This is a genomic window from Allobosea sp. GW822-FHT05A11 (assembly GCF_058800455.1).
In genome coordinates this window covers 295,610-319,600 of record NZ_JBXAMI010000005.1, presented here as the reverse complement: position 1 = coordinate 319,600, position 23,991 = coordinate 295,610, and the positions used below count along the sequence as shown (strand labels likewise).

The window sequence follows — 23,991 nt, the reverse complement described above, 5'->3', positions numbered from 1 at the left end:
CGCGAAGGTGGCGTGCACGGTCATGCGGTTCCCCGGCACGGCTTCGCTATAGACGAATAGGCGAGCCGCGCTCTTGATGCGTCATGTATACGTGGCGGATTTTTTGCTGTCTACTCTCGACAGCCCTAGAAAAGACCGAAGGGGGCGCGTTGTCGATGGCCATGATCGAACAGGACGAGATGGCTGCCTTGCGGGGCAAGCCGACCCGGGAACGGGTCTATCTCTATGTGCGCGAGCAGATCCTGCGCGGCCGCTTCCTCGGCGGCTGCTTCATCGAGGAGGAGGAAATCTCCTCGGCGCTCGGGGTGTCGCGAACGCCCGTCCGCGAGGCCTTCCATCGCCTGGAGGCGGAACGTTTCATCGATTTGCTGCCGCGCCGCGGCGCCCTCGTCCGGCAGGTCACGGTGCAGGAGCTGCTCGACCTCTACGAGGCCCGGCGCATGATCGAAAGCCATGCGATCCGCCGCATCTGCCGTGAGGAATTGCCGCTTCCTGCCGACATGCACGCGATCCTCGCAGAGCTGGAGCACCTGCCGCAGGGCGACTATTTCAATCGGGTCGAGCTGAACCGCGAGTTTCACTTCGTCATGATCGCCGCGGTCGGCAATGTCGTCTTGTCGGACCTCTACCAGTCGCTGGGCGCCCGCCAGCAGCGCGTCGCGATGACGGCGATCAGCACCGACCCGACCCGCGTCGCGCGGATCAGCAGGGAACATCACGCCCTGATCGCCGCCCTCTCCGAATGGGATGAGGAGAAGGCGCTGGCGATCCTCGAGCAGCACCTGCGCCCGATCGTCGGCGTGATCTCGCGGCTGCCGGAGCAGGCAGCCGAAGCCTGACGCGCCAACCCAGGTCGGCAGGCCCCGGATCACGCCGCAGCGGTCCCCGGGATGCCGCAGCAGCGGATCGAGAGGGGCACGCGGTCACCCGCCGCGAAGGGACCCGCCTCCCGCACTCGCGCATGAAGCTTGTTGGTGACCGCGCGGCTGAAGCCTGACTGGGCGCTGCAGATCGTCAAGCAGGTCGGCAATTGCGGCGAGGTCTACGAGCGCGATATCGGCTCGGGCTCGAAGCTCGGCATCAGCAGAGGACTCAACAGGCTCTGGACCCAGGGCGGCCTGCAACACGCTCCGCCGGAGCGCTGAGCACCGGTCTCGCGCTCGCCCGGTCAGGCCGAAATCTCGCGAGGACGCCCGGCCATGGAGCCGGGCGTCCTTGCATCACGGTGATCGACAAGCCGCTTCAGAACATGTGGAACGGCGGCTTGGCATCATCGGGCAGGAGCGGCTTGTAGGGCGTCCGGGTCAGGCGCTCCGCAAAATCGGCCTTGGCCTGTTCCAGCAAGCCCGGCTCGACGAGCACGTCCGTGGCGACGCCCGCCATGATCTTGGCGACGTGAACCATGCCCTTGTGCGCCAGCGGCGACTGCCCATGAGCCGTCAATTGCCAGGAATGGCCGGGCGTGCCGATCGTATAGGTCGCGCCCCGTGCCTGGACCGTCGGCACGGCCCATGAGACGTCGCCGACATCGGTCGAGCCCATCATCCGCGGTCCCGGTGCCTCCTTGGGCGCGATCGCGTTGCACAGCGGGAAATCCGTCGCCGGCAATCCCGAACGGCGAAAGGCGCTTTCGATATGCGCGGGCGTCACGGTCTTCTGCATGCGCCTGGCGAAGGCGACGTCCTCCGCATCGAAGGGCGGCGGGCCGAGCCGGTCGAAATTGCGCTGCATGGCGTCTTCCAGCGGTGTGTTCGCCAGCAGGCTGCTCATCGCGCTGACGACTTCGCTGGTGACGGTGGTCTCCGTCATCAACGCGGCGCCATCGGCGATCTTCCGGACGCGGGCGAGGAGCTCGTGGACCTGTGAGACCATCGTCGCACGCACGACATAGCGCAGCCTGGCCTTGGCCTGCACGACGTTCGGCGCGATGCCGCCGGCGTCCAGATAGGCATAATGGATACGCGCATCGCTCGGCATGTGCTCGCGCATGTAGTTGACGCCGACATTCATCAACTCGGCCGCATCGAGCGCCGACCGGCCGAGATGCGGCGCGGCGGCGGCATGCGAGGCGCGGCCGGTGAACTCGAAATCGATCGTCGTGTTGGCGAGCGAGATGGCCGCCGTCACCGCGGCGAAATCCGCCGGATGCCAGGAAATCGCGATGTCGACATCCTTGAAGGCACCCTCCTTGACCATGAACGCCTTGCCGGCGCCGCCTTCCTCGGCCGGGCAGCCATAATAGCGGACGCGGCCCTTGAGCCCGCGTTCCGCGAGGAAATCCTTGACCGCGGCGGCAGCCAGCATGGCGCCGGCGCCGAGCAGGTTATGGCCGCAGCCATGGCCGGCCGGCTGGTTCGGAAGCGGCTGATGCTCGGACAGGCCCGGCGTCTGCGACAGCTCCGGCAGCGCATCGTATTCGCCGAGAATGGCGATCACCGGGCCGTCTTCCCCCGCCTCGCCCATGACCGCGGTCGGCAATCCGGCGATGCCCGTCTCCACGCGAAACCCCTCGCGCCGAAGCTGCTCGGCATGGGCCGCGGCCGACTTGACCTCGCGATAGTTGAGCTCGGGCATTTCGAAGACGCGATCGCTCAGTTCGATGTAATCAGCCTGCTTTGCATCGACGATCGTCCAAATCTTGTCGGTATTCTGCACTGCCTTCTCCCGCGATGCATGGCGCCCACATGGGCCACTGAAGGCCGCCATCATCGCAACGGTTCGGCGGTCAGCGGCCCAAACCAGGCGAGGCTACTACAGGGCCGGCGACAGAACGGCTGAATTTTACGCCAAAGAATCGGCGATTGTTGCGGGCAAGGGCGTGCCGTTCGCGAAGGAGGTGATGGGCTGGTGCGGTCTTCGAAGCAGCGGACGGCACGATACGGCCAGCATGATCTGCTGCATTTGCACACCGCGCGCGCAGGCAGCACGGGAACCGCCTCTAGAAGCTAGCGGGTATATGGGTGCGATGGCGAAGCGAATATGTCTCGGACGGGTCCTCCTCGACGATGCTTCCGCGCTTTAGCACCACGACCTGTCACCGATCGCCCGAACGACACCGAGATCATGGGTCGCGAACAAATTGCACTCTTTGACCAATCTCACCAAAGTTTCCAGAATGTTGGCCTGAGCCGAAACATCCAGGGCCGAGGTCACCTCATCGCACAGAAGAACATCCGGCTTGGTGATGGCGCGCGCGAGCGGCACGCCTGCCCTGGCGTAAGTTCGAGGGCGACTGGTGCCGCCTCGTCGTCATCGACGAAGCAGGCAAAATCGCCTGGTCGAACCCGATTTACCTTTAGACTTACTAGGCGATAGGGCGAGGCATCGCGGCGACCAGCTTGCGCGTATAAGCCTCGACCGGGTGCGTGACGAGCGCTCCGGCCTCGCCCTGCTCGACGACCTTGCCGCGATGCATCACTGCGATCCGGTCGGAGACCCAGCGCACGATCTCGATGTCGTGGCCGATGAACAGCATGGCGAAGCCGCGCTTCTGCTGTAGCGCCTTGAGTGTGCGCAACACCTGCATCTGCACGGTCGCGTCGAGCGCGGAAACGATCTCGTCGCAGATCAAAAGGCTCGGCTCGGAAAGAAGCGCGCGGGCGATGCAGACACGCTGGCGCTGCCCGCCCGAAAGCTGGTGCGGATAGCGTCCGAGATAGTCAGGCGTCAGGTTCACATCGGCGAGTGCATTGCCGAGCTTGGCACGATCGTCAGGGCCGCTGAGACCGAGCAGTTCGAGCGGCTCGCGCATCGCCTTCTCGATGGTGAGCCGCGGGTTGAGCGCACCATACGGATTCTGGAAGATGATCTGGCAGCGCTTGCGCATGGCAGGTGTCAGGCGGAAATTCCGCGCCGCCAGCGATTCACCGAACAAGGCGATGTCGCCGCCGCCCGGCCGGGCCAGCCCGATGATCAGCTTGGCCAGGGTTGACTTGCCCGAACCGGATTCTCCGAGAATGCCGAGCGTTTCGCCCGGCGCGATCGCGATCGAAATATCGTCCACCGCCCGGAACGGCTTCGAGAACAGACGCTTGGCCGGATATTCGTATTGGAGGCCGCTGATCGCGAGCAGGGGTTCGGCGCTCGAACGCGGCGCGGCTACAGGCAATTCGGCGAGCATGGTGCGCGTGGAGACCAGCATCCGCGTATACGGGTCCTTCGGTGAGCGCAGCACCTCGGCCGTGGGACCCTGCTCGACGCAGCGCCCCTTGTGCATGACCACGATCTGGTCGGCGAGTTGGCTTGCCGCGGCGAGATCATGGGTGATGAACAGCATCGCGTTGCCGAGCCGGCCCTGCAGGCGCCTGAGCAGGGCCAGGATCTCCGCCTGCACGGTGGCGTCGAGTGCGCTGGTCGGCTCGTCGGCGATCAGCAATTTCGGTTCGGCAGCAAGCGCCATCGCCGTCATGACGCGCTGCTGCTGACCGCCGGACAATTCATGCGGATAGCGGCTGGCGATCGTGGCCGGATCCGACATCTCGACGAGCTGAAGCAACTCGAGGATCCGCGCGCGGCGCTTGGTGCCGTTGCCGTGCCCGAGTCGGCGCAACGCCTCGTCGATTTGCGCGCCTGCCGTCATGAAGGGATTGAGGCAGCTCATCGGGTCCTGAAAGACGACCGAGATGTCGCGGCCGCGCAACGGCCGCATCGCGGCCTCGTCCGCTGGATCGAGCGGCTTGCCGTCGAAGACGATCGCAGAGCGCGATGCCATCGTGATCCCGGGCGGCAGCAGACCCATGATCGCTGAGGCCGTCATCGATTTTCCGGAACCGGATTCGCCGATCAGCGCCACAGTCTCGCCCGGTGCCAGCGCAAAGGAGATCGAGTCGACCAGTTTTCGACCGTGGATGATGACGTCGAGGTCGCGGATTTCGAGCAGTTTGCCGATCATGCAAGCCTCGGATCGATCAGGCGGTGGAGGATGTCGATCACAGTGTTGATCAGCACCAGAGCCACTGCGATGACGGTTACGGCAGCGAGGATGATCGGATAGTCGCGGCCGTGAATGGCGTTCAGCGTCAGGCTGCCGATGCCGGGCAGCGCAAACAGCACCTCCATGGTCAGCGACCCCGCGACGAGCCCGCCAAGCGCGAGGCCCGACAGCGCCAGCATGATCGGCGCGGCCGCCGGCAGGACATGGGCGATGGCGATGCGCCAGGGCGAGAGCCCCTTGGCGCGCGCCGTGCGGACATGGGGCAGCATGACCGCCTCCTTCAACTCCTCGCGCAGCGACTTGACGATCTGCCCGGCGTTGTCGAGCCCGATGATGATCACCGGCATCAGCAGGCCGCCGATCACCGGCAGCCAGCCGAGCCAGATCGAAAAGATCAGGATCGCGGCGAAACCGGCGCAGAAGGTCGGCACCGCGATCGACCAGATGTTGATGCCGTCGATCAGCCCGTCGAGCCAGCGCGAGCGGAAAGCCGTGGCAGCGATGGCCAGCAGCAGCGCCAGCCCGACCCCGAAGGCAAAGCTGAGGATGGCGAATCTCAGCGTCACCGGCAGCGCGTTCGCCAGCATGTCCGAAACAGGCTGATCGAAGCGCAGCGACCGGCCAAAATCGCCCTGCAGCGCGTGCGAGACCCAGGTCACGAACTGTGACAGCAGCGGCTGGTCGAGGCCGAGCGCGCGGCGCATCTCGACCTGCTGGTCAGCGGTCAGCCCACCCTCGAGACCGAGCACGTCGACGACGTCGCCGGGCATCACGCGGCAGAGGAAGAAGGTCAGTGCGACGATGCAGGCGGCCTGGACGAGCCCGCGCAGCACGGCGAAGAGGACGGAAGCGAGACGATCCATGCTTGTGCCTCCTCAGCGCGGCATTGCGAGTTGCGGGTCGATCTCGGCCGGCTCGGCCGCCTCCCCGGCGTTCTCGCGGACCGGGTCGAGCCAGCGTCGCAGGTCGTTGCCAAGCACCGAGAGGCTGAGCGTCAGAACCACCAGCGCCAGGACCGGTATGACGATGGCGTGCGGCGCGCGCTCGATGAAGCGGCTGGAATCGGCGATCATCCGCCCCCAGGTCGGAGCATCGGGCGAGGAGCCGACTCCGAGAAAGCTCAAGACCGATTCCGTCACGATGCAGCGCGGCAGGATGATCGCGGCCTGGGTGACGAGCGCTCCGACGATGTTGGGCAGGATGTGCCGCACCAGGACGTGCATGCGCCCGCCGCTGAAACTGGTGGCGGCATGCACGTAGTCCCGTACCGCCTCGCGATGGAACGCGGCGCGCGCGACATAGGCCACGAGCGGGGCGAACGAGATGCCGAGCGCCACGATCAGGGGGCCGGTGCCGCTGCCGAGGCCGACGATCAGCAGCAGCGCCAGCAACGTTCCCGGCAGCGCGCGGATCAGGTCGATGCCGGCGTAGAGGATCGCTTCGCTCCAGCGCCCGAGCGCCAGCGCGAAGAGACCGAGACCGGCGCCGATCGCAAAGGCGATGGCCGTGCCGGCAATCGAGATACCGAAGGTGAAGCGTGCGCCATAGAGCAGGCGCGCCCAGATATCGCGGCCGAGATGGTCGGTCCCGAGCCAGTAATCCGCGCTCGGCCCCTTGTTGATCGCGAGCAGATCCTGCTCCAGCGGCGAATTGGCTGTCAGCCACGGCGCCACGAGGCCAGCCAGCGCGACGATGGCCACGGCAACAGTCGCAAGCAGCACGCCGACAGGCCAGCGCCGGCCAGCACTGCGCGGCGCACTCATGGCGATGGGTGGAGCGGACATGGCGCGAATCCTTCCATCCGCGCTCAGCTGTCGATCGTCGTGTGGGCGACGCCGCCGCTCGCCCAGTGACACGCCCAGGTGAAGCCGGACTCGTAGCCTTTGACGCCCTTTTTGACCGCAATCAGGCTCGGCGAATGGCCGATGACATAGAAATAGGCCTTGTCGTCGATGTGCTTGGACGCGGTCAGATAGTTCGCCTTGCGCTTGGCCTGGTCCGGCTCCTGCACGCCGGCATTGATCATCCTGTCGAGCTCGGGATCCTGAATGCCACCCCACAGCGTCGGGTTGGGGCCGTCGCTCATCAGCCGGACATAGCGCAGGAAGATGTCGGCGCGCGGCCCCGACGACATCACATTCATGTCCCAGTCGTATTGGCCAAGCCGCTTCTGCGCGCCGACATCATCGAGCGCGACATGGTTGACCTTGAAGCCGAGCTTCCGGACCATCTGCACCACGACCTGTGCATATGATTCCTGCCAGGACACGAACTCGATCGTATGGTCGGCCGGCTTCACGCCGGCATCGGCCAGCAGCTTTTTGGCCTTGTCGAGATCGGGCTTCCGAAACGGATCGGCATCGTGCCAGGCTTGGTCGAAATACGCATTGCCCGGGGCCACGATCTGGTTGGTGACGATGCCCTGCTCGCCGCCCATGAAGTTCATGAAAGCCGGCTTGTCGACGGCGAGCGCCAGCGCCTGGCGCACGCGGATGTCGTCAAACGGCTTGCGCGGCTTGCGGTTGTTGAAGGCGATCGAAAACCAGCTGGTGTCCTTGAGACCGAGAATGTCGGCGGCGCCCACCTTCTTCAGCGTTTCGGCCGGCTCGCGGTCGAGCTGGATGATGTGCAGGTCGCCGGCCCGCAGCGCGAGGCTCTTGTCGACACCGTCGCGCAGGTCGAACTCGACCCGCTCGACCTTCGGCAAGCCGCTCTTCCAGTAGCCGGGGAAGGCAGGCGCGACGAGCTTCACCTTGGGTTGCCAGGTGCCGAACGTGAAGGGGCCGGTGCCGATCGGCGTCTTGATCGTCTCGTCCCAGCCTTCCGATTTCGGCGACAGGATCCACAATTCGGAGAGCAGGTTGAGGAAAGGCGAATAGGGCGCGTCGAGCGTGACCACGAGCGTGTTGTCGTCGGGTGTCTCGAGCTTGCTGACGAGCTTGATCGCGGTGACGAGCCAGCCGCCCTTCACCTTGTTCTTCACCCGCTCGAGATTGGCCGCGACATCGGCGCTCTTCAGCGTATCGCCATTGTGGAACTTGACGTTCTGGCGGAGCTTGAAGGTGTAGGTCTTGCCATCCGGCGAGACCTGAAAACTCTCGGCCAGGAACGGCTCGACGGCGCCGTCCGACGCGATCGAGGTCAGCGTCTCGACATAGGCCTGCTGCACCGCGATCGAACCGGTGTGGCGGTGCGGATCCGCGGTGTCGAGGCCGAGCGTGGCGTATTTCAGCACGCCTTTGCGAGCGGCCTGGGCCTGCGGCAGGCCGGGAACGCCGAGGACGCCGGCCGTCATGGCGGCCGTACCCGCCAGCAGGGCGCGGCGGCTGATCGCGAGATCGGTTATGCGGTCTGTCATGCGAGCCTCCTTTGAGGGGTTCAGGCGAATTGCCGATTCTGAAGGGCCCGTCCGTCGAGCCCGTCTGCCGGCTGGTCGAGAAAGGTCAGAATGCTGGGCGCGATATCGATCGCCGAGGTCTCGGCCGAGATCTCGTGGCCCCTCGCGAAACCCGGGCCGTCGAGGATCAGAAAGGGCGATTGCTCGTAACGGCCAAGACCGCCATGCTGGCCGCAGCCGAGCCGGTCGGCCTTGCCCTCGATGGGCTTGGCCGCAAGGCTGAGGCCGGGAACGCCGAACTCATTGACGCCTTCGTCATCGGCCTTCAGCGCCACAGCGAACGCCAGGCCACCGCCTTCGGGAATGCCGGCGGCGGCGAAGGCATCCGGTCCCATCACGTGCCCCGCCCAGCCTTGCTCGGCGAGGAAACGGCCAAGCGCGGGGATGCGGTCGGCATTGCGGCGGTCGACATAGATCAAGGCGGCGGTACCGTTGGGAGCGACGACGACGTCGCCGGACTGGGCTGAATCCTTCAGCCCGGCGGCGACAAGTTCGCCGGCTATATCGACGATCCCCGTGACAGTCTGGTGACCGTGGTCGGAGCCGATCAGCAGGAGGATGTCCTCGCCTGCAGCGCGCGCCGCATCGACCGCTTCGATCAAGAGCTTGGCATGGCCGTCGACGATCTTGAGGGCTTCCAGATGACGCGGCGAGCCGAGCGCGACCTCATGCTGGGTCGTGTCGGGGTGGCCGAGCCAGGCCAGCGCGAAGGCAGGCTTCCGCGTGTTCACGACCTCGGCGATGAAGCGGTCGAGCACCGCCCTATCTCCGGCGATGTCACCGGCGACGCTCAGCGCGTCGCTCCCTTCGATCGGTTTGCGGCCGGGGCCATAAGAGCCGGCGCGATGATAGACATGGCCGTGGCCGCGCGGGTCGTGCATGTAGGCGGCACCCGGCGAGACATTGTTGAAAATCACGGCACCGCCGGTCTCGGCGAGCCGCTCAGTCAGGGTCGGCTGACGCAGGACATGCCCTGTCAGGCGCTCCTTGTGGCCAAGGAATTCGGGCTTGCCGACATCATAGAGCTCGAGATCGTCGCCGTTCAGCAACGCAACAGTATTGCCGGCCAGGCCATGTCCTGATGGCCGGTACCCGGTGGCGAAGGACGAGGAGACGACGCGCGTCACCGACGGGAACACCGAGCGGTGGCTGTCGCACCAGGTGGCCCGCGCCTTCAGGGCGACGAGGTTCGGCGTATGCTCCGGCGTCACGAAATCGCGCCGCAGACCGTCGAGGATCAGCGCGACCGCGCGACGGCCGCTGTTGATCTGCGAACCGGCGGCCATCACCGAGCCTCCTGCGTGCCGTTGAGGACATAGTCGAAGATATCGTAATTGTAGAGCTGGCCGCTCCGTGCCTTCTGCCGGTACTCGGCGTTCAGCGGACTGGAGACCGCGAAGGGCACGTCGCGCTCGGCGAGGCTGCCATGCGAGCGCAATCTGGCGCCGGCGAGCTCTTCGAGCTTGTGGGCGCCCTTGCTGGTCCCGAGCGCGACGCCCTTGCTGGCCACCACCGTAACATCGCCCTCCCGCTCCATCGGCAGCTCGAACATGCGGCAGGCGTCCTCGCGGATCAGGGCGTGCTGGATGCCCGGCAGCCCGGCGATGAAATCGCGAACCTCGACATGATCGGCTTCGCCGACGACATGGACGCGCACGAAGCCGCCAAGGGCCCCGTGATGGCGCACGAAAGGATCGGTGATCGGACAGATCACTTTGAGGCAGCCCGGACCGAAGCGGGCATCGAGCACGTCGCCGAGATAGAGGATGTTCGGCGTTCCATCGGCAAGCGACAGGTCGGTCATGCCATGGTCGGCCACGACGCCGACGACGGCGCCGAGATCGAGCAGGGCCCCGATGCGGTCGTCGACCGCCTTCATGAAGGCATCGGATTGCGGTGCGCCCGGCGCGTAAGCGTGCTGCACGAAATCCGACAGCGAGAGATAAAGCAGCTCGGCGCGCGCGGCCTTGAGCAGGCGCACGCCGGCGTCGAGCACAAACAGTGAAAGCTCCGGCGAGTATTGGTCGGGCACGGGCGCATCGCCTTGCGCCTCGGCGCTGTCGATACCGTGCTCCTCGACGGTGCAGCTCCTGGCCTTCTCGGCCGAGAAGGCGATGCCGCTCGCGCCGGGACCGGCCAAGCCCACTGCCAGCGCCTTGCGCAATTTGTCCTTTGCGGTCACCGCCGCCACCTTGACGCCGGCCTGGGACAGGCTGGCCAGCACCGTTGGGGCGCTCAGCGGCCCCGCGTCGGTCATCATCACTTCGGTTTTCGTGGCGCGGTCATACCAGTAATTGCCCGAGATGCCGTGAACCCTCGGCGGCGCGCCGCAAATGATCGAGACATTGTTGGGGTTGGTGAAACTCGGCATCGCCGACAGGGCATTGGCGTAGAACCCGTCCGCCAGCATCCGTTTCAAACGCGGCGAGACACCGCGGATGACCGCATCCGCCACATAAGCCGGATCACAACCGTCATAACAGATCACGACGCTCGGGCGCGCAGGGCGAGCGTAAACACGGCCATTCACTTCGATAGACATTGTGCACCGCACCATTTTACTTTTAGACAACTCGGGCAGTTCTTGAGACTTCTTCACTTTACGGATTTACGAAAGCGAATTATGGTCATGCCAATGTGAGGTTTTCTCAAATTCACATCGATATGCACCTCCCGTCCTTGCGCGCGTTGTCCGTTCTGGAAGCCGTCGTTCGCACCGGCAACGTCGTGGCGGCCGCCGATGACCTTCGTGTGACACCGGGCGCGGTGAGCAAGCAGCTCGTTCAGCTGCAGCATGAGATCGAGGCGCCGCTGTTCGAAAGCGGCCACCGACTGAAGCCGACCCCCTTGGCAACCGAGCTGGCCCAGGCGGTCGGCACCGCATTGCGGCATATCGAGGAGGCGTGGATGTCGGCGACCCAGGTGTCGGACACGCGGGTCATCACGATCGCCGCCAACGCCACCCTGTCGATGCACTGGATCCTGCCCCGGCTCGTCGACGCGGAAGCGAAAATGGGCGGACGTCCGGTCCGGGTCAGCCAGATGCACACCACCGACGAGTGGCGGCGCCTGCCTTTCGACATCGCGATCGTGCGGCAGGCCGACGATACCGGCGGGTTGGAACGACGGCCGATCGGAATCGAGCGCCTGACGGTGCTGGCCACGCCGGAACGCGCGCAGCGGCTCCGGCAAGAGGGCGTTGCGGTGATTGCCCAGGAGACTTTTTTGGTCGCCCGGACGCGGGCCGGCGAGCTCGAGGATTGGCTGGCCGTAGCCGGCATCGACGCGCCAGTTGCGACGCGCTCGACACCGCATTTCTATATTGCCGTCGAGGCTGCCGTCGCGGATCAAGGGTGCGTGATCGGGCCGCCTGGCGTGCTGGCCGACCTGATCCGGCAGAAGCGCCTGGAGCTGCCGTTCCCACATCTCAAATCAGACGGATCTCTCCTCACGGCGGTGTTCGACCCCCAGGTTTGCCGGCGCAAAACGGCAGATCGCTTGCTGACTTTCCTGTTCGCCGATTTCGGCTAGAGCCGCGCGCAAGCACCATGCAGCCGTTGCGGAGCGGCGCTGAAGCCTGAGACGAGAGTGCTCCACGGGCCGTCCGCGTCGACGTTATCGCGCTGGGTCCATGCTTCAGAGTTAGCCGAGGCCGCAGGCGGATCGCTCCGCCTGCGTTGGCTTTTCTTGTTTCACGCGGTCCAGGGCATCGACCACGTCTTGACGTTTGTGAAGGATTTCATGGCCTCGACGACACCCTCCTTGTAACCAAGGCCGGAATCCTTGATGCCGCCGAAGTGGGACATCTCGATCCGGTAGCCCGGGACCTCCCAGAGATTGACCGTGCCGACCTCCAGATCGGCCACAAAGCGCTGGATGTAATCGTAGCGGTTCGTGCAGATGCCGGAAGAGAGACCATAGGCGGTGGAGTTCGAGATCCGGATCACCTCGGCGATGTCGTCGGGCACGCGGATGATCGGGATCACCGGGCCGAAGGTCTCCTCATGGACCAGCTCGCAATCATAGGGGATGCGGTCGACCACGGTCGGATGGAACAGCGCCCCTTCCGCCCGCTTGCCATGGAGAACCTCGGCGCCCTTGCTCACCGCGTCGTCGACGCGCGCCTGGAAGAGCGCGGCCGAGCGGGCGTTGATGACGCAGCCGACATCGGTGGCGGGGTCCATCGGATCGCCGCATTTCAACTTCCTGGCCTTCTCGACGACCAGCCTGGAGAAGGCGTCGGCGACGCTCTCGACCACCAGGATGCGATGATCGAGAGATTGTTCGGGTTGGTGAAGCTCGGGATCACCGAATAGGCGTGGGTGCTGGCGCCGGTCTTCATGATCCGGTCGAGGTTCGGCGTCAGGCCCTTGGCGCTGGCCGCTTCGATATAGGCCGGCTCCGAGCCGTCCATGCAGATCACCACCGTCGGGCGCTGCGGCCGCGCATATTCGCGACCGTTCGCAACGACATCCGAGCCGATCTTGGAATGTGCGTTCATGACCAACTCCTTGCGCCGGCGCCGCTCAGCGGATCAGCGCCCTGACGCGTGACGAGACGAGGTCGGCCACCAAGACCATCGCGAGGATGACGAGGATGCAGGTGGCGGTGTCCTGGTACTTGAAGAGCTTCATCGATGAGACCAGCTCGAAGCCGATGCCGCCTGCGCCGACCATGCCGAGCACCGTCGACTGCCGGACATTGGTCTCCAGCCGGTAGAAGATCGTCCCGAGCCAGGTCGGCAGGACCTGCGGCAGCACGCCGAAGAAGAAGGTCTTGAACGGACCGACGCCGGCCGAGCGGAAAGCCTCAAGCGGCCCTTCGTCGATATCCTCCATCGCCTCGGCGAAGAATTTGCCGAGCATGCCGGCGCCGTGGATGGCGAGCGCCAGCACGCCGGCGAAGGGGCCGAGACCGATCGCAGCGACGAAGATCAGCGCCAGGATGATCTCGTTGATGCCGCGCATGCAGTTGAGCAATTGCCGCGTCGCGTGGAAGACGGCCGGGCTCGGGCTGAGATTGCGCGCCGCGAAGAAGCAGATCGGCAGGGAGATGACGACGCCGAGCAGGGTGCCCCAGACCGCGACCTGCAGGCTCTCCAGCGCCGGCTTCCACAGCCGTTCGAGGAATTCCGGATTGGGCGGCACCATCCGGACGAGGAAATCCCACATATAGGGGATGCCGTTCCAGAGATTGCTGGCGTTGATCTGGGCGCCGAGCGCGGCCCACCACAGGAAGACGAGGATAGCGAGCGCGATCGTGCCGACGCCCCACCAGCCGAAGCGGTTCTGCGGCGGACGGATGACAAGTTGCAGCGTTCCGAAGGACATGGGGTTGCCTCCCGTCAGGCGATTGCAGGGGCGATCAGCGGTGCCAGCACGGGCTGGCTCGCCGGGCGGGGCTTGAGCACGCGGCTGATGCCGGGGTCCTCGAGACCTGGATAGATCTGGTGGACGATCTCGGAGGTCAGGTGATCGGGCGTATCGTCGAAGATCACCCGGCCGCCGCTCAGGCCGACGATGCGCTCGCCGAATTCGACGGCGTAATCGACCTGGTGGAGGTTGCAGATCACCGCGATCCCCTCCGCCTTGCAGATCGCCTTGAGGTAGCCGAGTACGACGCGCGAGGTCTTGGGATCGAGGCTCGCCACCGGCTCGTCGCAGAGGATCACCGCCGGCTGCTGCGCCAGCGCGCGGGCAATGCCGACGCGCTGCTGCTCGCCGCCCGAGAGCTGGTCGCCGCGCGAGTTCGCCTTGTGGGCAAGCTCGACCCGCGCCAGGCAGTCCATGGCGATGGCGACGTCCTGCCGCGGGAAGAGCTGCAGCATGCTCAGGAAGGAGGACAGGCCGGCCATCCGGCCGACGAGCACGTTCTTCAGCACCGAAAGGCGCTTCACCAGGTTGTGGTGCTGGAAGATCATCGCGACCGGCCGCTTTCCGGCGGCCGCGCGTTTCGTGTCGAACACGGTGCCGTCGATGACGGTGCGGCCGGCATCGGGCTGGGCCAGCCCGTTGATGCAGCGCAGCAGCGTCGACTTGCCGGCGCCGCTGGGGCCGAGCACCACGAGGAACTCGCCGGCTTTGACGCTGAGGTCGATGCCCTGCAGGACAGGGCGACCGGCATAGGATTTCTTCAGGCCTTCGATCGTGATCATGTCGCTTCCTCCGCCGGTCGCGTGTCGCGACTACTTCATCTTGGTCAGATCGAGATTCAGCACCTTCGCCGTCTCGCGGATGATGTCGTAGGCTTGGTCGTTGGTCTCGACGAAGCGGTTGAGCTTGCCCTGGTCGGCCCAGGTGATGTCCCGGATGTTCAGGAAGGCCGATTTGATCTGCTTCTTCAGGTCGTCGGGCAGGTTCTTGCGCCAGCAGGTCGGCGATTCCGGGATCGGATCCGACTCCCAGACGACGTGGATGTCGGCCCGGTCGACCAGCTTCTTCTGCACGGCGGCATCGAAGATGCGGTCGGCGATCGTCGCGGCGTCGACGCGCTTGTTGGCGACCGCGAGCGCGTTGGCGTCATGCGAGCCGGTGAACAGGACGCGACCGAAATCCTTCTCCGGGTCGAACCCGAGCTTTATCAGTCCGGCCTTAGGGAAGAGGTGGCCCGAGGTCGAAGACGGGTCGACGAAAGCGAAGGTGCGCCCTTTCAGGTCCTTCCAATCGCGGATACCGCTATCCTTCCGCGCGATGATCTGGCTCCGGTAGAAGCTGCGGCTCGACTTGGCGGTCTCCGCCGTCGCGAAGGCCTCGATCGGCGCCACCGTCGTGCCGAGCACATAGGAGAACGGGCCGAGATAGGCGACATCGACATGGCTCGAGCGCATCGCCTCGATCACGCCGTTATAATCCGAGGCGACGAAGCCCTGGACCTTGATGCCGAGATTCTTCTCCAGCGCATCGAGGAGCTGCTGGCTCGATTCCAGCATCGCCCGCGAATCCTCGGACGGGATCAGCCCGACGCGGATCTGTTTCGGCTGGGCCTGGACCAGCGCCGGCATCGCCAGCACCGTTCCCGCACACAGTGAGTTCTTCAGAATCGTCCGACGCGTGATGGTCATGTCATCCTCCCAAGATGATCCGGCGATCGTTGTGATCTGCCGGCGGAACCGTTGTGGGCGTCGTTGCCCGTTACTTGATCTCAGGCGGCCATGGCCGCCTGCCTTCCAATGAAGTTGCGGCCGCGTTCGCCTTCGAGCGCCTTGCCGACGAGGCGGTTCCACTCGACGCCCGAGACGCCGTAGGCGGTGGGGTCGGTCGAGACGCCGAGATTGCGCAGGAAGGCGCCGAGGCGTTCCGCCCCTGCTTCGAGGTCGGGGCCGAAGACGCAGCGCAGCGCCGCATCGCATTGCGGCTGCGCGCCCATCGCCCAGCGCATCACGATCGGCAGCGAGAAGGAGCAGGCGATGCCGTGGATCGTGCCGCTCTTCAGCGTGATGTCGTAGGAGATGTTATGGGCGAGCGCGGTCTTGGTGTTGGAGAAGGCCATGCCGGCGAGCAGACTGGCGCGCATCTGCCGGGCGCGGAGCTCGACATCGTCGAGGCGCTCCAGCAGGCGGGGCAAGGTGTCGATGATCTCTTTGGCAGCCTCGACCGCATAGTTCGCCGAGACCGGATTGCCGTTGACGTTCCAGATGCTTTCCAGCGCATGGGACAGGGCGTCGAGCCCGGTCGCCAGCGTGAGGCCGCGCGGCGCGCCGACTGTCAGCGCGGGGTCGAGCACCGAAGTTTCCGGATAGAGCCGGGGGTGGGCGAGCGAGTATTTGCTGCCATTGGCGGCGTCCCAGACCGTGGCCCAGGAGGTGACTTCGCTGCCGGTGCCGGCCGTGGTCGGCACCGCGATGATCGGGATGATCGCGGCCTCATCCAGCGGCTTCTTCTCGACGAGATGGCGGCGCACATTCTCGAAATCGCCGCCGCTGGCCGCCAGCACCTTGGCGGCATCGATCATCGAGCCGCCGCCGAGCGCGACGAGGACTTCGGCCGGCTCGGCCGCGCCGAACTGGCGGCAGGACAAGGCGAGATCGGCGCAGTCCGGATTGGTCTCGATATTGGTGATCGACACGACCGGTGCCCCGGCGACAGCGGTCAGCCGGGCGGACAGCTCACGGAAGATCGGCTGGTCATAGGTGACGAGCGCCCAGCGGCGGTTGCCGATCAATCCCGCGACCTCGTCGAGCAGGCCGGCCCCGAAGCGGATCCTGACGGGATTCCAATACGCCCAGTTCATGCGGTTCATCCTCGCAATGCGCCTTGCCGGCCTGTTGCGAGGATGCTCCCTGAAGCTGCATATTATAACAAATTGATTTTTTGATGTGATTAGATAGATTTTTGCTATGCGTTATACCCAGATCAGATCGTTCCATCTCGTGGCCGGCTCTGGCGGCTTCAACGCCGCCGCCGATGCCTTCAACATCAGCCAGCCGACCCTGACGGCACAGGTCGGTGCGCTGGAGGAGGAGTTCGGCGTCGAGCTCTTCGTCAAGCGCGGCCGACGACGCGAGCTCAGCGACACCGGGCGCCAGCTTCTCGCCATCACCACCCGTCTCTTTGCCGAGGAAGCCGAGGTGCTCGCCTTCCTGTCGGAAACGCGGGAATTGCGCACCGGCCGTTTGTCGATCAGCGCCGTGGGGCCGTTCCACGTCACGGAAATGCTGGCCGCCTTCAACCAGGCCTATCCGGAGATCGAGCTCGCCGTGAAGCTCGGAAATTCCGCCGAAGTCCTCGACGATCTCGCCAGCTACCGGTGCGACGTCGCCGTGCTCGCCTATATCGACGAGGATGACCGGTTGCTGACCATCCCTTACAGGCGCCATCCGGTCGCGGTGTTCGTGCGGCGCGACCACCGCTTCGCCGCACGCGACAGCATCCGGCTGGCGGAGCTGGAAGGCGAGCCGATGATCGTGCGCGAGCAGGGCTCAACCACGCGGCGCGCTTTCGAGAATGCGCTGGCCAGGACCGGAACGAAGCCGCGCCTGGTGATGGAGATCGGCAGCCGCGAGGCCATTCGCGAGGCGGTGATCCATGGTCTCGGCATCAGCTATGTCTCCGATGCCGAATTCGTGCCGGATGAGAACCTCAAGTTGGTCCGGATCGAGGGAGCCGAGGTTTACACCTATGCCCATGTCGTCGTGCTGAAGCAGCGCGAGTCGAGCCGGATCATCAAGGCGTTTCTCGATGTTGTGCACGGGACACGCGATGCTTTCGACGACCGAGCCGGCAGATCGTAGTGGCTTGGCTTCCCGGATCTTCTCCGCAAGAGAGGGTTCTCTTCGGAAGCGGCTACAGAAGCAGAACCTGAGCGGAACCCGCTCGCGACGCACCGCGCTTCCCTCATGCCAATTCCTGCGCCGCACGCTTGAGGGTCAGGTGTTGGCTCCGGGGAAGCGCGGTGTCGATGTCAGCGTCAATGGTTCTTCGAGACGTTCCAATAGACCGGGACGCCAGGGGAGAGCAGGCCCTGGAGGCTGGCCTGCTGACCGCGCACGAGCCAGAATTGGCCGACGGGAACATAGGGCACCGTCTCGACGGCGCGCTCCTGGATCTTGCGGGCGATCGCCTTGCGGGTGTCGAGATCAGGCGCCATCGTGAACTCGGCGCGCAGCTTCTCGATGGCCTCGTCGCAGGGCCAGCCGAACCACGAATTCTCGCAGTTGGAGCGCAGGGCCAGATGGCCTACGGGCTCGGTCATGTCGGGCGCGGCGGGGCCGGAAGCGAAGGTTGACCAGCCGCCCTGGTCGACCGGGCTCTTGCTGGTGCGCCGGCTCGACAGCGTGCCCCAATCCATCGCCTGATAGTCGACGTTGAGACCAGCATCACGCATCAGCTGCGAGACGACAAGGGTTTGCGGGCTGAGCGCGGTCTCCGTGGCATCGAGCACGACGATCTTCTCGCCCTTGTAGCCGCTTTCAGCGATCAGCTTCTTGGCTGCCGCCACATCCGGCTTTGGCCAGGCCGCATCGGTGAAATAGGGCGAGTCGCACATGTAGAAGGACGGGCAAACAGTGTAGAGCGCCTTGTCGTCGACATAGGCGCGGACCGCCAGCTCCTGGTCGACGAGACGCAGGATCGCCTGGCGCAGCTTGGGGTTGTTGAAGGGCGGCTGCGACTGGTTCATCCGGAAGACGCCCTGCAGCGCTGCGAGCTTCGAGACGGTGATCTTCGCGTTACCCTTCACGAGCGGGATCATGTCCGGCGGCATCTCCTCGAAGATGTCGATTTCACCCGCCTGCAGCGCGTTCAAGGCGGTCTGGGCATCGGGCATGATCTGCCATTCGACGCGGTCGACATTTGCCACCTTGCCGCCGGAGAGCCCGTCCGGCGCTTCCTTTCGCGGCTGGTAGGTCGGCGCCTTGGCGTAGACGATCTTCGAACCCGGGGACCACTGCTCCTTGACCAGCATGAAGGGGCCGGAGCCGGTCGCGTCGGTAATGTTCTGGTTCGAGGGCGTGGCGGCGATGCGCGCCGGCATGATCACCGGCAGCATCGAGCTCGGTTTGCCGAGTGCGTCGAGCACGAGGCCCCAGCGATCCTTGAGCACGAGCGTGACCGTCTTGGGATCGGTCGCCGCCAGCGAGGCGGTATGCGCCATGAGCTGCTGGCCGAGACCGTCGCGCTCTCCCCAGCGCTTCAGCGAGGCGACGACGTCGGTGCTCGCGACCGACGTGTTGTCATGGAATTTCAATCCGTCGCGGAGAACGAAGGTCCAGGTCAGGCCGTCGGAAGAGGTCGTGAAGTTCTCCACCATCTGCGGCTTGATCAGGCCCTTGGCGTCCTGTGCGAAGAGCGTGTCGTAGACCATGTAGGCGTGGTTGCGGACCATGTAGTCCGAGGTCGTCATCGGATCGAGCGTGCGCAGATCACCGAAAGGGCGCACTTTCAATACGGTCTGCGCGGCAGCAGGCAGTGCCGCCAGTGACAGGGCGAGGCCGCCGGCCAACGCCATTCGTCTCGTCAGGCTTTTCATCGCTTTCCTCCCAATGGATTGTCCCGGTTTCTTGTTCTTATGGCCGGCCTCAAACCCTGAGTTTGCGGGCGAGGCGAGGATCAATGGCGTCGCGCAGGGCGTCGCCGAGAACGTTGACGGTCAAAACGAGCAGCGCCAGAGCCACCCCCGGAAAGGCGATCATCCAGGGCGCGCGCTGCATGAAGGGGCGGGCCTCGGCCAGCATGTTGCCCCAGCTCGGGATCGTCGGCGGCGTGCCGGCGCCAAGGAAGGATAGGACCGACTCCACGATCATCGCCGAGGCGAAGACATAGGTCGCCTGTACGATCACGGGCGCAGCCGCATTGGGCAGGATGTGCCGCAACAGCATGCGCGGCAGGCCCGTGCCGTTGGTGATCGCGGCCTCGACATAGGTCTGCTCGCGCAACACCAGCACGGAGGAGCGGATGACGCGGGCCATCCGCGGGATTTCGGCGATGCTGATCGCGATCACCACGTTCTGGACGCTGGATCCGAACAGCGACATCAGCGCGATGGCCAGGAGGATGCCGGGGATGGCCATGAGGCCGTCCATGATCCGCATCAAGATCCCGTCCAGCCATCGGACGAAGCCTGCGACAAGCCCGATCAAGAGGCCCAGGGTTACCGTCAGCACTGTGACGAACGCGCCGATCGTCAACGATATACGGGTGCCGTTCAGCGTGCGCGACAGGGTGGAGCGGCCGAGTTGGTCGGTGCCGAACCAATGATCGGCGCCGGGCAGTCGCAAACGCTGGATCGGATTCACCCGTACAGGGTCAGGCAGGATATAAGGCGCGATCACCGCGACGCAGGTGAAGGCCGCCAGAACCGCGAGGCCGATCAGGATCGTGGGATTGGTGCGCAGGAAGCCGCCGAGGTTCTGAAAGTGGCCAGGTGCCTTCCGCACGACGGTGCCGGTCACGGTCATCGTCACGGCGCCCTCAATAGCGGATACGCGGATCGAACAGCACGTAGCTTAGATCGACCAGCAGGTTGACGGTAACGTAGACCAGCGAGAAGACGAGGATGAGACCCTGCACCACGGGATAGTCCCGCCGCAGGATGGCATCTGTCGTCAATCTTCCCAGGCCCGGGATGTTGAACACGGTCTCGGTCACCACCACGCCGCCGAGCAAGGCGGCGATGCCCACGCCGACGACCGTCACGACCGGGATCGCGGCGTTCTTCAAGGCATGGCGCAGCACGACGCGGCGGGGCTTCATGCCCTTGGCATGGGCGGTACGGACATAGTCCTCCGACAGCACCTCGAGCAGGCTCGCGCGCATGACGCGAGCGAGTAGCGCCGCATAGAGCATGGCGAGCGCCAGCCCCGGCAGGACAAGGCTGTTCAGGCAGGGCAGCAGCCCTTGCGACAGCGGCACATAGCCCTGCGTCGGGAACCAGCCGAGCGACAGCGCGAAGACATAGACCAGCAGGAAAGCAACGACGAAGACCGGCGAGGAGAAGCCGACCATCGCGAAGGCCATGACCGCCCGGTCCGTCCGGCTGCCGGCCTTGAGCGCGCTCAGGATCCCGAGCGGAAGCGCGATCGCTAGTGCCATCAGGATCGCAACGAGCGTCAGCATTGCCGTCGGCTCGATCCGCATCCCGATCAGCCGCGTAACTGCCATGTCGGAGAAGACGGAGCGGCCAAGATTGCCCTGCGCAAGCTGGGTTGCCCAGGCGAGGAGCTGTTCTGTCAGCGGCTTGTCGAGGCCGAGCTGGGCTCTGATCGAAGCGATCTGCTGGGTCGTGGCCTGATCGCCGGCGATGAGGATCGCCGGATCGCCCGGCGTCAACCGCAGCAGGAAGAAGACGAAGAGGCCGACGAAGGCGAGGACAGGAACGGTCGCGGCGATCCGGCGCAGGACATAGGACATCATGGCCCCGCCGAGCCTTCTGTTACGGACAATCGCTCCCCCACGATCCGGCTCCTCATAATTTTTGTAACGTTTCAATCAAGCTCTCACAGAGCAAGCTTCCCCGCAAGAGGCGTTTAATTGAGGTTTTGCGCTTGCGAAATGCATTTCGATCCGCAAATCTGAAAGCAGGTTTGAACCGTTTCATTGGGGATTGAATGGCGACGATTCGGGATGTGGCGCGGCTCGCCGATGTGTCGGTGGCTACCGTATCGAACGTGCTCAATAGTGCAGATCGCGTCAGCCCCGAGCTCTCGGCGCGGGTACGTGCCGCCATGGAGAAGCTGAGCTATACGCCCCATGCAGGCGCGCGCTCGCTGCGCAAGCGATCGAGCGGGCTGATTGGTCTCGTCGTCGGCGACATCACCAATCCGTTCTTCTCCGATCTGTTCGAGGCGGTGGAGGATGCCGCCGCTGCCTGCGGCTATCTGGTGCTGCTGTGCAATTCGAACGAGCGCAGCGAGCGCGAGGAGGCGCATCTGCGCATGCTTCGCACGCAACGGATCGACGGGCTCATCCTGGCGCCGACCGGAGCCGTCTCGATGAACAGAGCCTCGCTGCTGGCGCAGCTCGAGGTCCCGGTCGTGCTCGTCGACCGGGCGATGGAAGGGCTAGGCTACGACGCGGTCGTCCTCGACAACCGGTGCGCGGGCTTCGAGGCGACGCAGCATCTGATCGCCTGCGGCCACAGGCGGATCGGCCTCGTCAACGGACCTGAAGTGTTCCGCACGGCTGCGGAGCGCCTCGCCGGCTATCGCGAAGCCTTGTTGGCGGCAGGCCTTTCCTTCGATCCGGCTCTCGTCCGCGATGCCGGGTTCCGCAAGCAGCCTGCCGAGCAGGCGATGGCCGAGCTCATGGCGCTGGCGGAGCCGCCGAGCGCCGTCTTCGCAACCAATAACCTGATGACAATCGGGGTCATAAAGGCGCTGGCGGACCGCGGTCTTTCCTCGCCGCAGGATGTTTCCGTCATCGGCATCGATGACCTTCCCTGGGCCGATGCGGTCTCGCCCCGGCTCAGCGCCATTGCTCAGCCCGTCCGCGCCATGGGCGAAGCCGCGCTCGAGCTCCTGATCCGGCGGCTTGCCGGCACGCTGAATGGCCCCGGCACGACCACTGTGATGGCGCCACGCCTCGTCATTCGCCGCTCATGCGGCGCGCCTGCCTCCGGAAAGCCCGCCCATGTCGACTGAATTGACGAAGCTCAGCGCACTTGTCGTCCGCGATCTCCTCGCGGCCGGGGAGATCAGTTCCGTCGAGCTGGTCGAGGCGGCCGCGGCGCGTCTTGCCGTTGTCGAGCCGCAGATGAATGCCGTGCCGACGCTCTGCCTGGACCGGGCGCGGGAGCAGGCTCGTGCAGCCGATGTCGCGCGTCGAGCCGGGCGCTCAAGCCTCCTCGGCGGGCTTCCCATCGTCGTCAAGGACAACAGCGACGTCGAAGGAGTCCGCAATACCGGAGGGACCTCGATCTTCCGCGACCGCATATCGACCGAGTCCGACCGGACCGTGGCGCTGATGGAAGCAAACGGTGCGATCACGCTCGGCAAGTCGAACCTGTCCGAACTCGGCGGAGCACAGACCACCAATAGCGTCCATGGCGCGACACGGAACCCTTATGATAGGCGCCTGACTTGTGGCGGCTCCTCCGGCGGCGCAGCAGTCGCGCTTGCGACCGGCGAGGCCTGGCTCGCCCACGGCAACGACTATGGCGGCAGCCTGCGCATTCCCGCAGCGTTCTGCAATGTGACGGGCCTGCGGCCGACGCCGGGCCGGGTGCCGCGCAAGCGATTGGCCGATCCGTTCGACACGATTGCCGTGGAGGGGCCAATGGCGCGCGACGTTGCGGACCTCGCCCTCTTCTTCGATGCGATGACCGGCTATGATTCCGGGGATATCCTGACCGCGCCAACCAGCGAGCCGCCGTTCCTCGAAGCAGCGCTGACGCCGCGCAAGCCCGCGCGGGTCGCAGTCTCGGCAGATCTTGGCATGCTGCCGATCGAGGAGCCGATCCGGGCTGCCCTCGATCGGCTCGCTGAGATGCTGAACCGGGCAGGCGTCGCAGTCGCTCACAACTCGCCGGATGTTGCCGGGGCGATGGACGCATTCCGCGTGCTGCGCGGCGAGGGGTTCTACGCGACGTTCGAGCCTCTCTTCGAGACGCACCGCCACGCGTTTCCGGCACCTGTCCTCGCCGATCTCCTGCGTGGCCGCGACCAGCCGGGCCATGCCATCGTCTCCGCCAATCGGATCCGAAGCGAACTGTACCGCCGGACTGTGGATGTCCTCGACGAGCACGATTTCCTGATCTGCCCGGCAACGCAGGTCATGCCCTTTTCCGTCGAAACATTATTCCCCGAGACGGTCGCGGGGCAGCCGATGCAGGACTATCTCGACTGGATCTCAATCACCGCGATCTGGTCGCTCACAGGCTTGCCAGCCATCGCCATTCCCATCGGTTTCTCGCGGGAAGGCCTGCCGGTCGGCGTCCAGATCCTGTCGCACGCCCGGCGGGAGGCTGATCTCTTCCGGTTGGCGGCTTGGATCGAGCGTGAATTGGCCTTGCCGATTGGGCCTATCGATCCCCGGTAGGCTGCATGCGAGCGAAACTGGCGGCTCGCTCTTGCTCCTGCCGTAGGGTTGGCGACCGTGTCGGCTCAGCCGGCGCTGAGCTGGTCCGTGACGCGCGCAAGCGCCCGCCGTCCTTGGGCGCTTCCAGAGCGAAGGGCCGGGCACACCTGCCACCCTTCGAACCGGACGTCAGGACCGTGATCGCCCGGAAA

General features: G+C 65.3%; 20 protein-coding genes and 2 pseudogenes. 6 read left to right on the top strand and 16 right to left on the bottom strand.

Annotation, left to right across the window (positions count from 1 at the left end; genetic code table 11):
- Positions 1 to 155 precede the first annotated feature (155 nt).
- Both AC1RLU_RS18515 and AC1RLU_RS18510 read left to right on the top strand, forming a co-directional pair.
- Positions 156 to 839, top strand: a complete 684-nt coding sequence (locus tag AC1RLU_RS18515) for a GntR family transcriptional regulator (protein WP_492797345.1) — start codon at positions 156 to 158, stop codon at positions 837 to 839.
- Positions 840 to 986: 147 nt separating this feature from the next.
- A pseudogene (locus AC1RLU_RS18510) lies at positions 987 to 1,145 on the top strand (amino acid ABC transporter substrate-binding protein); the annotation flags it as partial.
- Positions 1,146 to 1,242: 97 nt separating this feature from the next.
- Here AC1RLU_RS18510 and AC1RLU_RS18505 read toward each other — a convergent pair.
- The 7 genes from AC1RLU_RS18505 to phnA all read right to left on the bottom strand — a co-directional run bounded on the left by AC1RLU_RS18505 (position 1,243) and on the right by phnA (position 10,872).
- Positions 1,243 to 2,655 (bottom strand): M20 family metallopeptidase, encoded by a 1,413-nt coding sequence (locus AC1RLU_RS18505; protein WP_061966707.1) that lies wholly within the window; start codon positions 2,653 to 2,655, stop codon positions 1,243 to 1,245.
- 649 nt (positions 2,656 to 3,304) lie between these two features.
- Complete coding sequence (locus AC1RLU_RS18500; RefSeq protein ID WP_492797342.1) at positions 3,305 to 4,891, bottom strand: dipeptide ABC transporter ATP-binding protein; 1,587 nt, start codon at positions 4,889 to 4,891, stop codon at positions 3,305 to 3,307.
- Positions 4,888 to 5,796, bottom strand: coding sequence for an ABC transporter permease (locus AC1RLU_RS18495; protein ID WP_492797340.1), 909 nt, complete (start codon positions 5,794 to 5,796; stop codon positions 4,888 to 4,890). Before AC1RLU_RS18495 ends, AC1RLU_RS18500 begins: the two co-directional genes overlap by 4 nt.
- Positions 5,797 to 5,808: 12 nt before the next feature.
- The gene (locus AC1RLU_RS18490) at positions 5,809 to 6,717 is read right to left on the bottom strand and encodes an ABC transporter permease (protein ID WP_492797338.1); all 909 of its coding nucleotides are present in this window, start codon (positions 6,715 to 6,717) and stop codon (positions 5,809 to 5,811) included.
- A 23-nt stretch (positions 6,718 to 6,740) separates the two neighbouring features.
- Complete coding sequence (locus tag AC1RLU_RS18485; protein ID WP_492797336.1) at positions 6,741 to 8,291, bottom strand: ABC transporter substrate-binding protein; 1,551 nt, start codon at positions 8,289 to 8,291, stop codon at positions 6,741 to 6,743.
- A gap of 20 nt (positions 8,292 to 8,311) precedes the next feature.
- Positions 8,312 to 9,616: an alkaline phosphatase family protein gene (locus tag AC1RLU_RS18480; protein WP_113587535.1), complete on the bottom strand. Its 1,305-nt coding sequence runs from the start codon at positions 9,614 to 9,616 to the stop codon at positions 8,312 to 8,314.
- Positions 9,616 to 10,872 (bottom strand): phosphonoacetate hydrolase, encoded by a 1,257-nt coding sequence (gene phnA / locus AC1RLU_RS18475; RefSeq protein WP_492797334.1) that lies wholly within the window; start codon positions 10,870 to 10,872, stop codon positions 9,616 to 9,618. Before phnA ends, AC1RLU_RS18480 begins: the two co-directional genes overlap by 1 nt.
- Positions 10,873 to 11,009: 137 nt before the next feature.
- Between phnA and AC1RLU_RS18470 the strand changes: the two genes are divergently transcribed.
- On the top strand, positions 11,010 to 11,861 hold the full coding sequence (locus tag AC1RLU_RS18470; RefSeq protein WP_492797333.1) for a LysR family transcriptional regulator: 852 nt from the start codon (positions 11,010 to 11,012) through the stop codon (positions 11,859 to 11,861).
- A 161-nt stretch (positions 11,862 to 12,022) separates the two neighbouring features.
- On the opposite strand, the pseudogene AC1RLU_RS18465 reads toward AC1RLU_RS18470, so the two are convergent.
- The 6 genes and pseudogenes from AC1RLU_RS18465 to psrA all read right to left on the bottom strand — a co-directional run.
- A pseudogene (locus AC1RLU_RS18465) lies at positions 12,023 to 12,598 on the bottom strand (aldehyde dehydrogenase family protein); the annotation flags it as partial.
- Positions 12,529 to 12,744, bottom strand: a complete 216-nt coding sequence (locus AC1RLU_RS18460; protein ID WP_492797670.1) for an alkaline phosphatase family protein — start codon at positions 12,742 to 12,744, stop codon at positions 12,529 to 12,531. The pseudogene AC1RLU_RS18465 and the gene AC1RLU_RS18460, both read right to left, overlap by 70 nt.
- Before the next feature lie 112 nt (positions 12,745 to 12,856).
- Positions 12,857 to 13,660 (bottom strand): phosphonate ABC transporter, permease protein PhnE, encoded by an 804-nt coding sequence (gene phnE / locus AC1RLU_RS18455; protein WP_061966027.1) that lies wholly within the window; start codon positions 13,658 to 13,660, stop codon positions 12,857 to 12,859.
- Between the two features lie 14 nt (positions 13,661 to 13,674).
- Positions 13,675 to 14,484, bottom strand: a complete 810-nt coding sequence (phnC, locus tag AC1RLU_RS18450) for a phosphonate ABC transporter ATP-binding protein (RefSeq protein ID WP_492797331.1) — start codon at positions 14,482 to 14,484, stop codon at positions 13,675 to 13,677.
- 30 nt (positions 14,485 to 14,514) lie between these two features.
- A complete protein-coding gene (phnD, locus tag AC1RLU_RS18445) occupies positions 14,515 to 15,390 on the bottom strand; it encodes a phosphonate ABC transporter substrate-binding protein (RefSeq protein ID WP_492797329.1) in 876 nt (291 codons plus the stop codon).
- 80 nt (positions 15,391 to 15,470) lie between these two features.
- Complete coding sequence (gene psrA, locus AC1RLU_RS18440) at positions 15,471 to 16,559, bottom strand: iron-containing alcohol dehydrogenase PsrA (protein WP_113587336.1); 1,089 nt, start codon at positions 16,557 to 16,559, stop codon at positions 15,471 to 15,473.
- A 106-nt stretch (positions 16,560 to 16,665) separates the two neighbouring features.
- Between psrA and AC1RLU_RS18435 the strand changes: the two genes are divergently transcribed.
- Positions 16,666 to 17,559 carry a LysR substrate-binding domain-containing protein gene (locus AC1RLU_RS18435; protein ID WP_061966019.1) on the top strand — a complete coding sequence of 298 codons (894 nt, stop codon included), beginning with the start codon at positions 16,666 to 16,668 and terminating at the stop codon, positions 17,557 to 17,559.
- 176 nt (positions 17,560 to 17,735) lie between these two features.
- Here the strand turns inward: AC1RLU_RS18435 and AC1RLU_RS18430 are convergent, their stop codons facing one another.
- Genes AC1RLU_RS18430 through AC1RLU_RS18420 form a run of 3 tightly spaced genes read right to left on the bottom strand, consistent with a single transcriptional unit; the run spans position 17,736 to position 21,178 of the window.
- Positions 17,736 to 19,295, bottom strand: coding sequence for an ABC transporter substrate-binding protein (locus tag AC1RLU_RS18430; protein ID WP_492797326.1), 1,560 nt, complete (start codon positions 19,293 to 19,295; stop codon positions 17,736 to 17,738).
- Between the two features lie 49 nt (positions 19,296 to 19,344).
- Entirely contained in the window at positions 19,345 to 20,223 is an 879-nt protein-coding gene (locus tag AC1RLU_RS18425; protein ID WP_492797669.1) for an ABC transporter permease, read from the bottom strand.
- Positions 20,224 to 20,236: 13 nt separating this feature from the next.
- A complete protein-coding gene (locus AC1RLU_RS18420; RefSeq protein WP_061966017.1) occupies positions 20,237 to 21,178 on the bottom strand; it encodes an ABC transporter permease in 942 nt (313 codons plus the stop codon).
- A 194-nt stretch (positions 21,179 to 21,372) separates the two neighbouring features.
- On the opposite strand from AC1RLU_RS18420, the gene AC1RLU_RS18415 reads away from it, so the two are divergent.
- Positions 21,373 to 22,404: a LacI family DNA-binding transcriptional regulator gene (locus tag AC1RLU_RS18415; protein WP_061966015.1), complete on the top strand. Its 1,032-nt coding sequence runs from the start codon at positions 21,373 to 21,375 to the stop codon at positions 22,402 to 22,404.
- Complete coding sequence (locus tag AC1RLU_RS18410) at positions 22,394 to 23,800, top strand: amidase (RefSeq protein WP_492797324.1); 1,407 nt, start codon at positions 22,394 to 22,396, stop codon at positions 23,798 to 23,800. The genes AC1RLU_RS18415 and AC1RLU_RS18410 overlap by 11 nt, the downstream gene beginning before the upstream one ends.
- Positions 23,801 to 23,991: the final 191 nt, after the last annotated feature.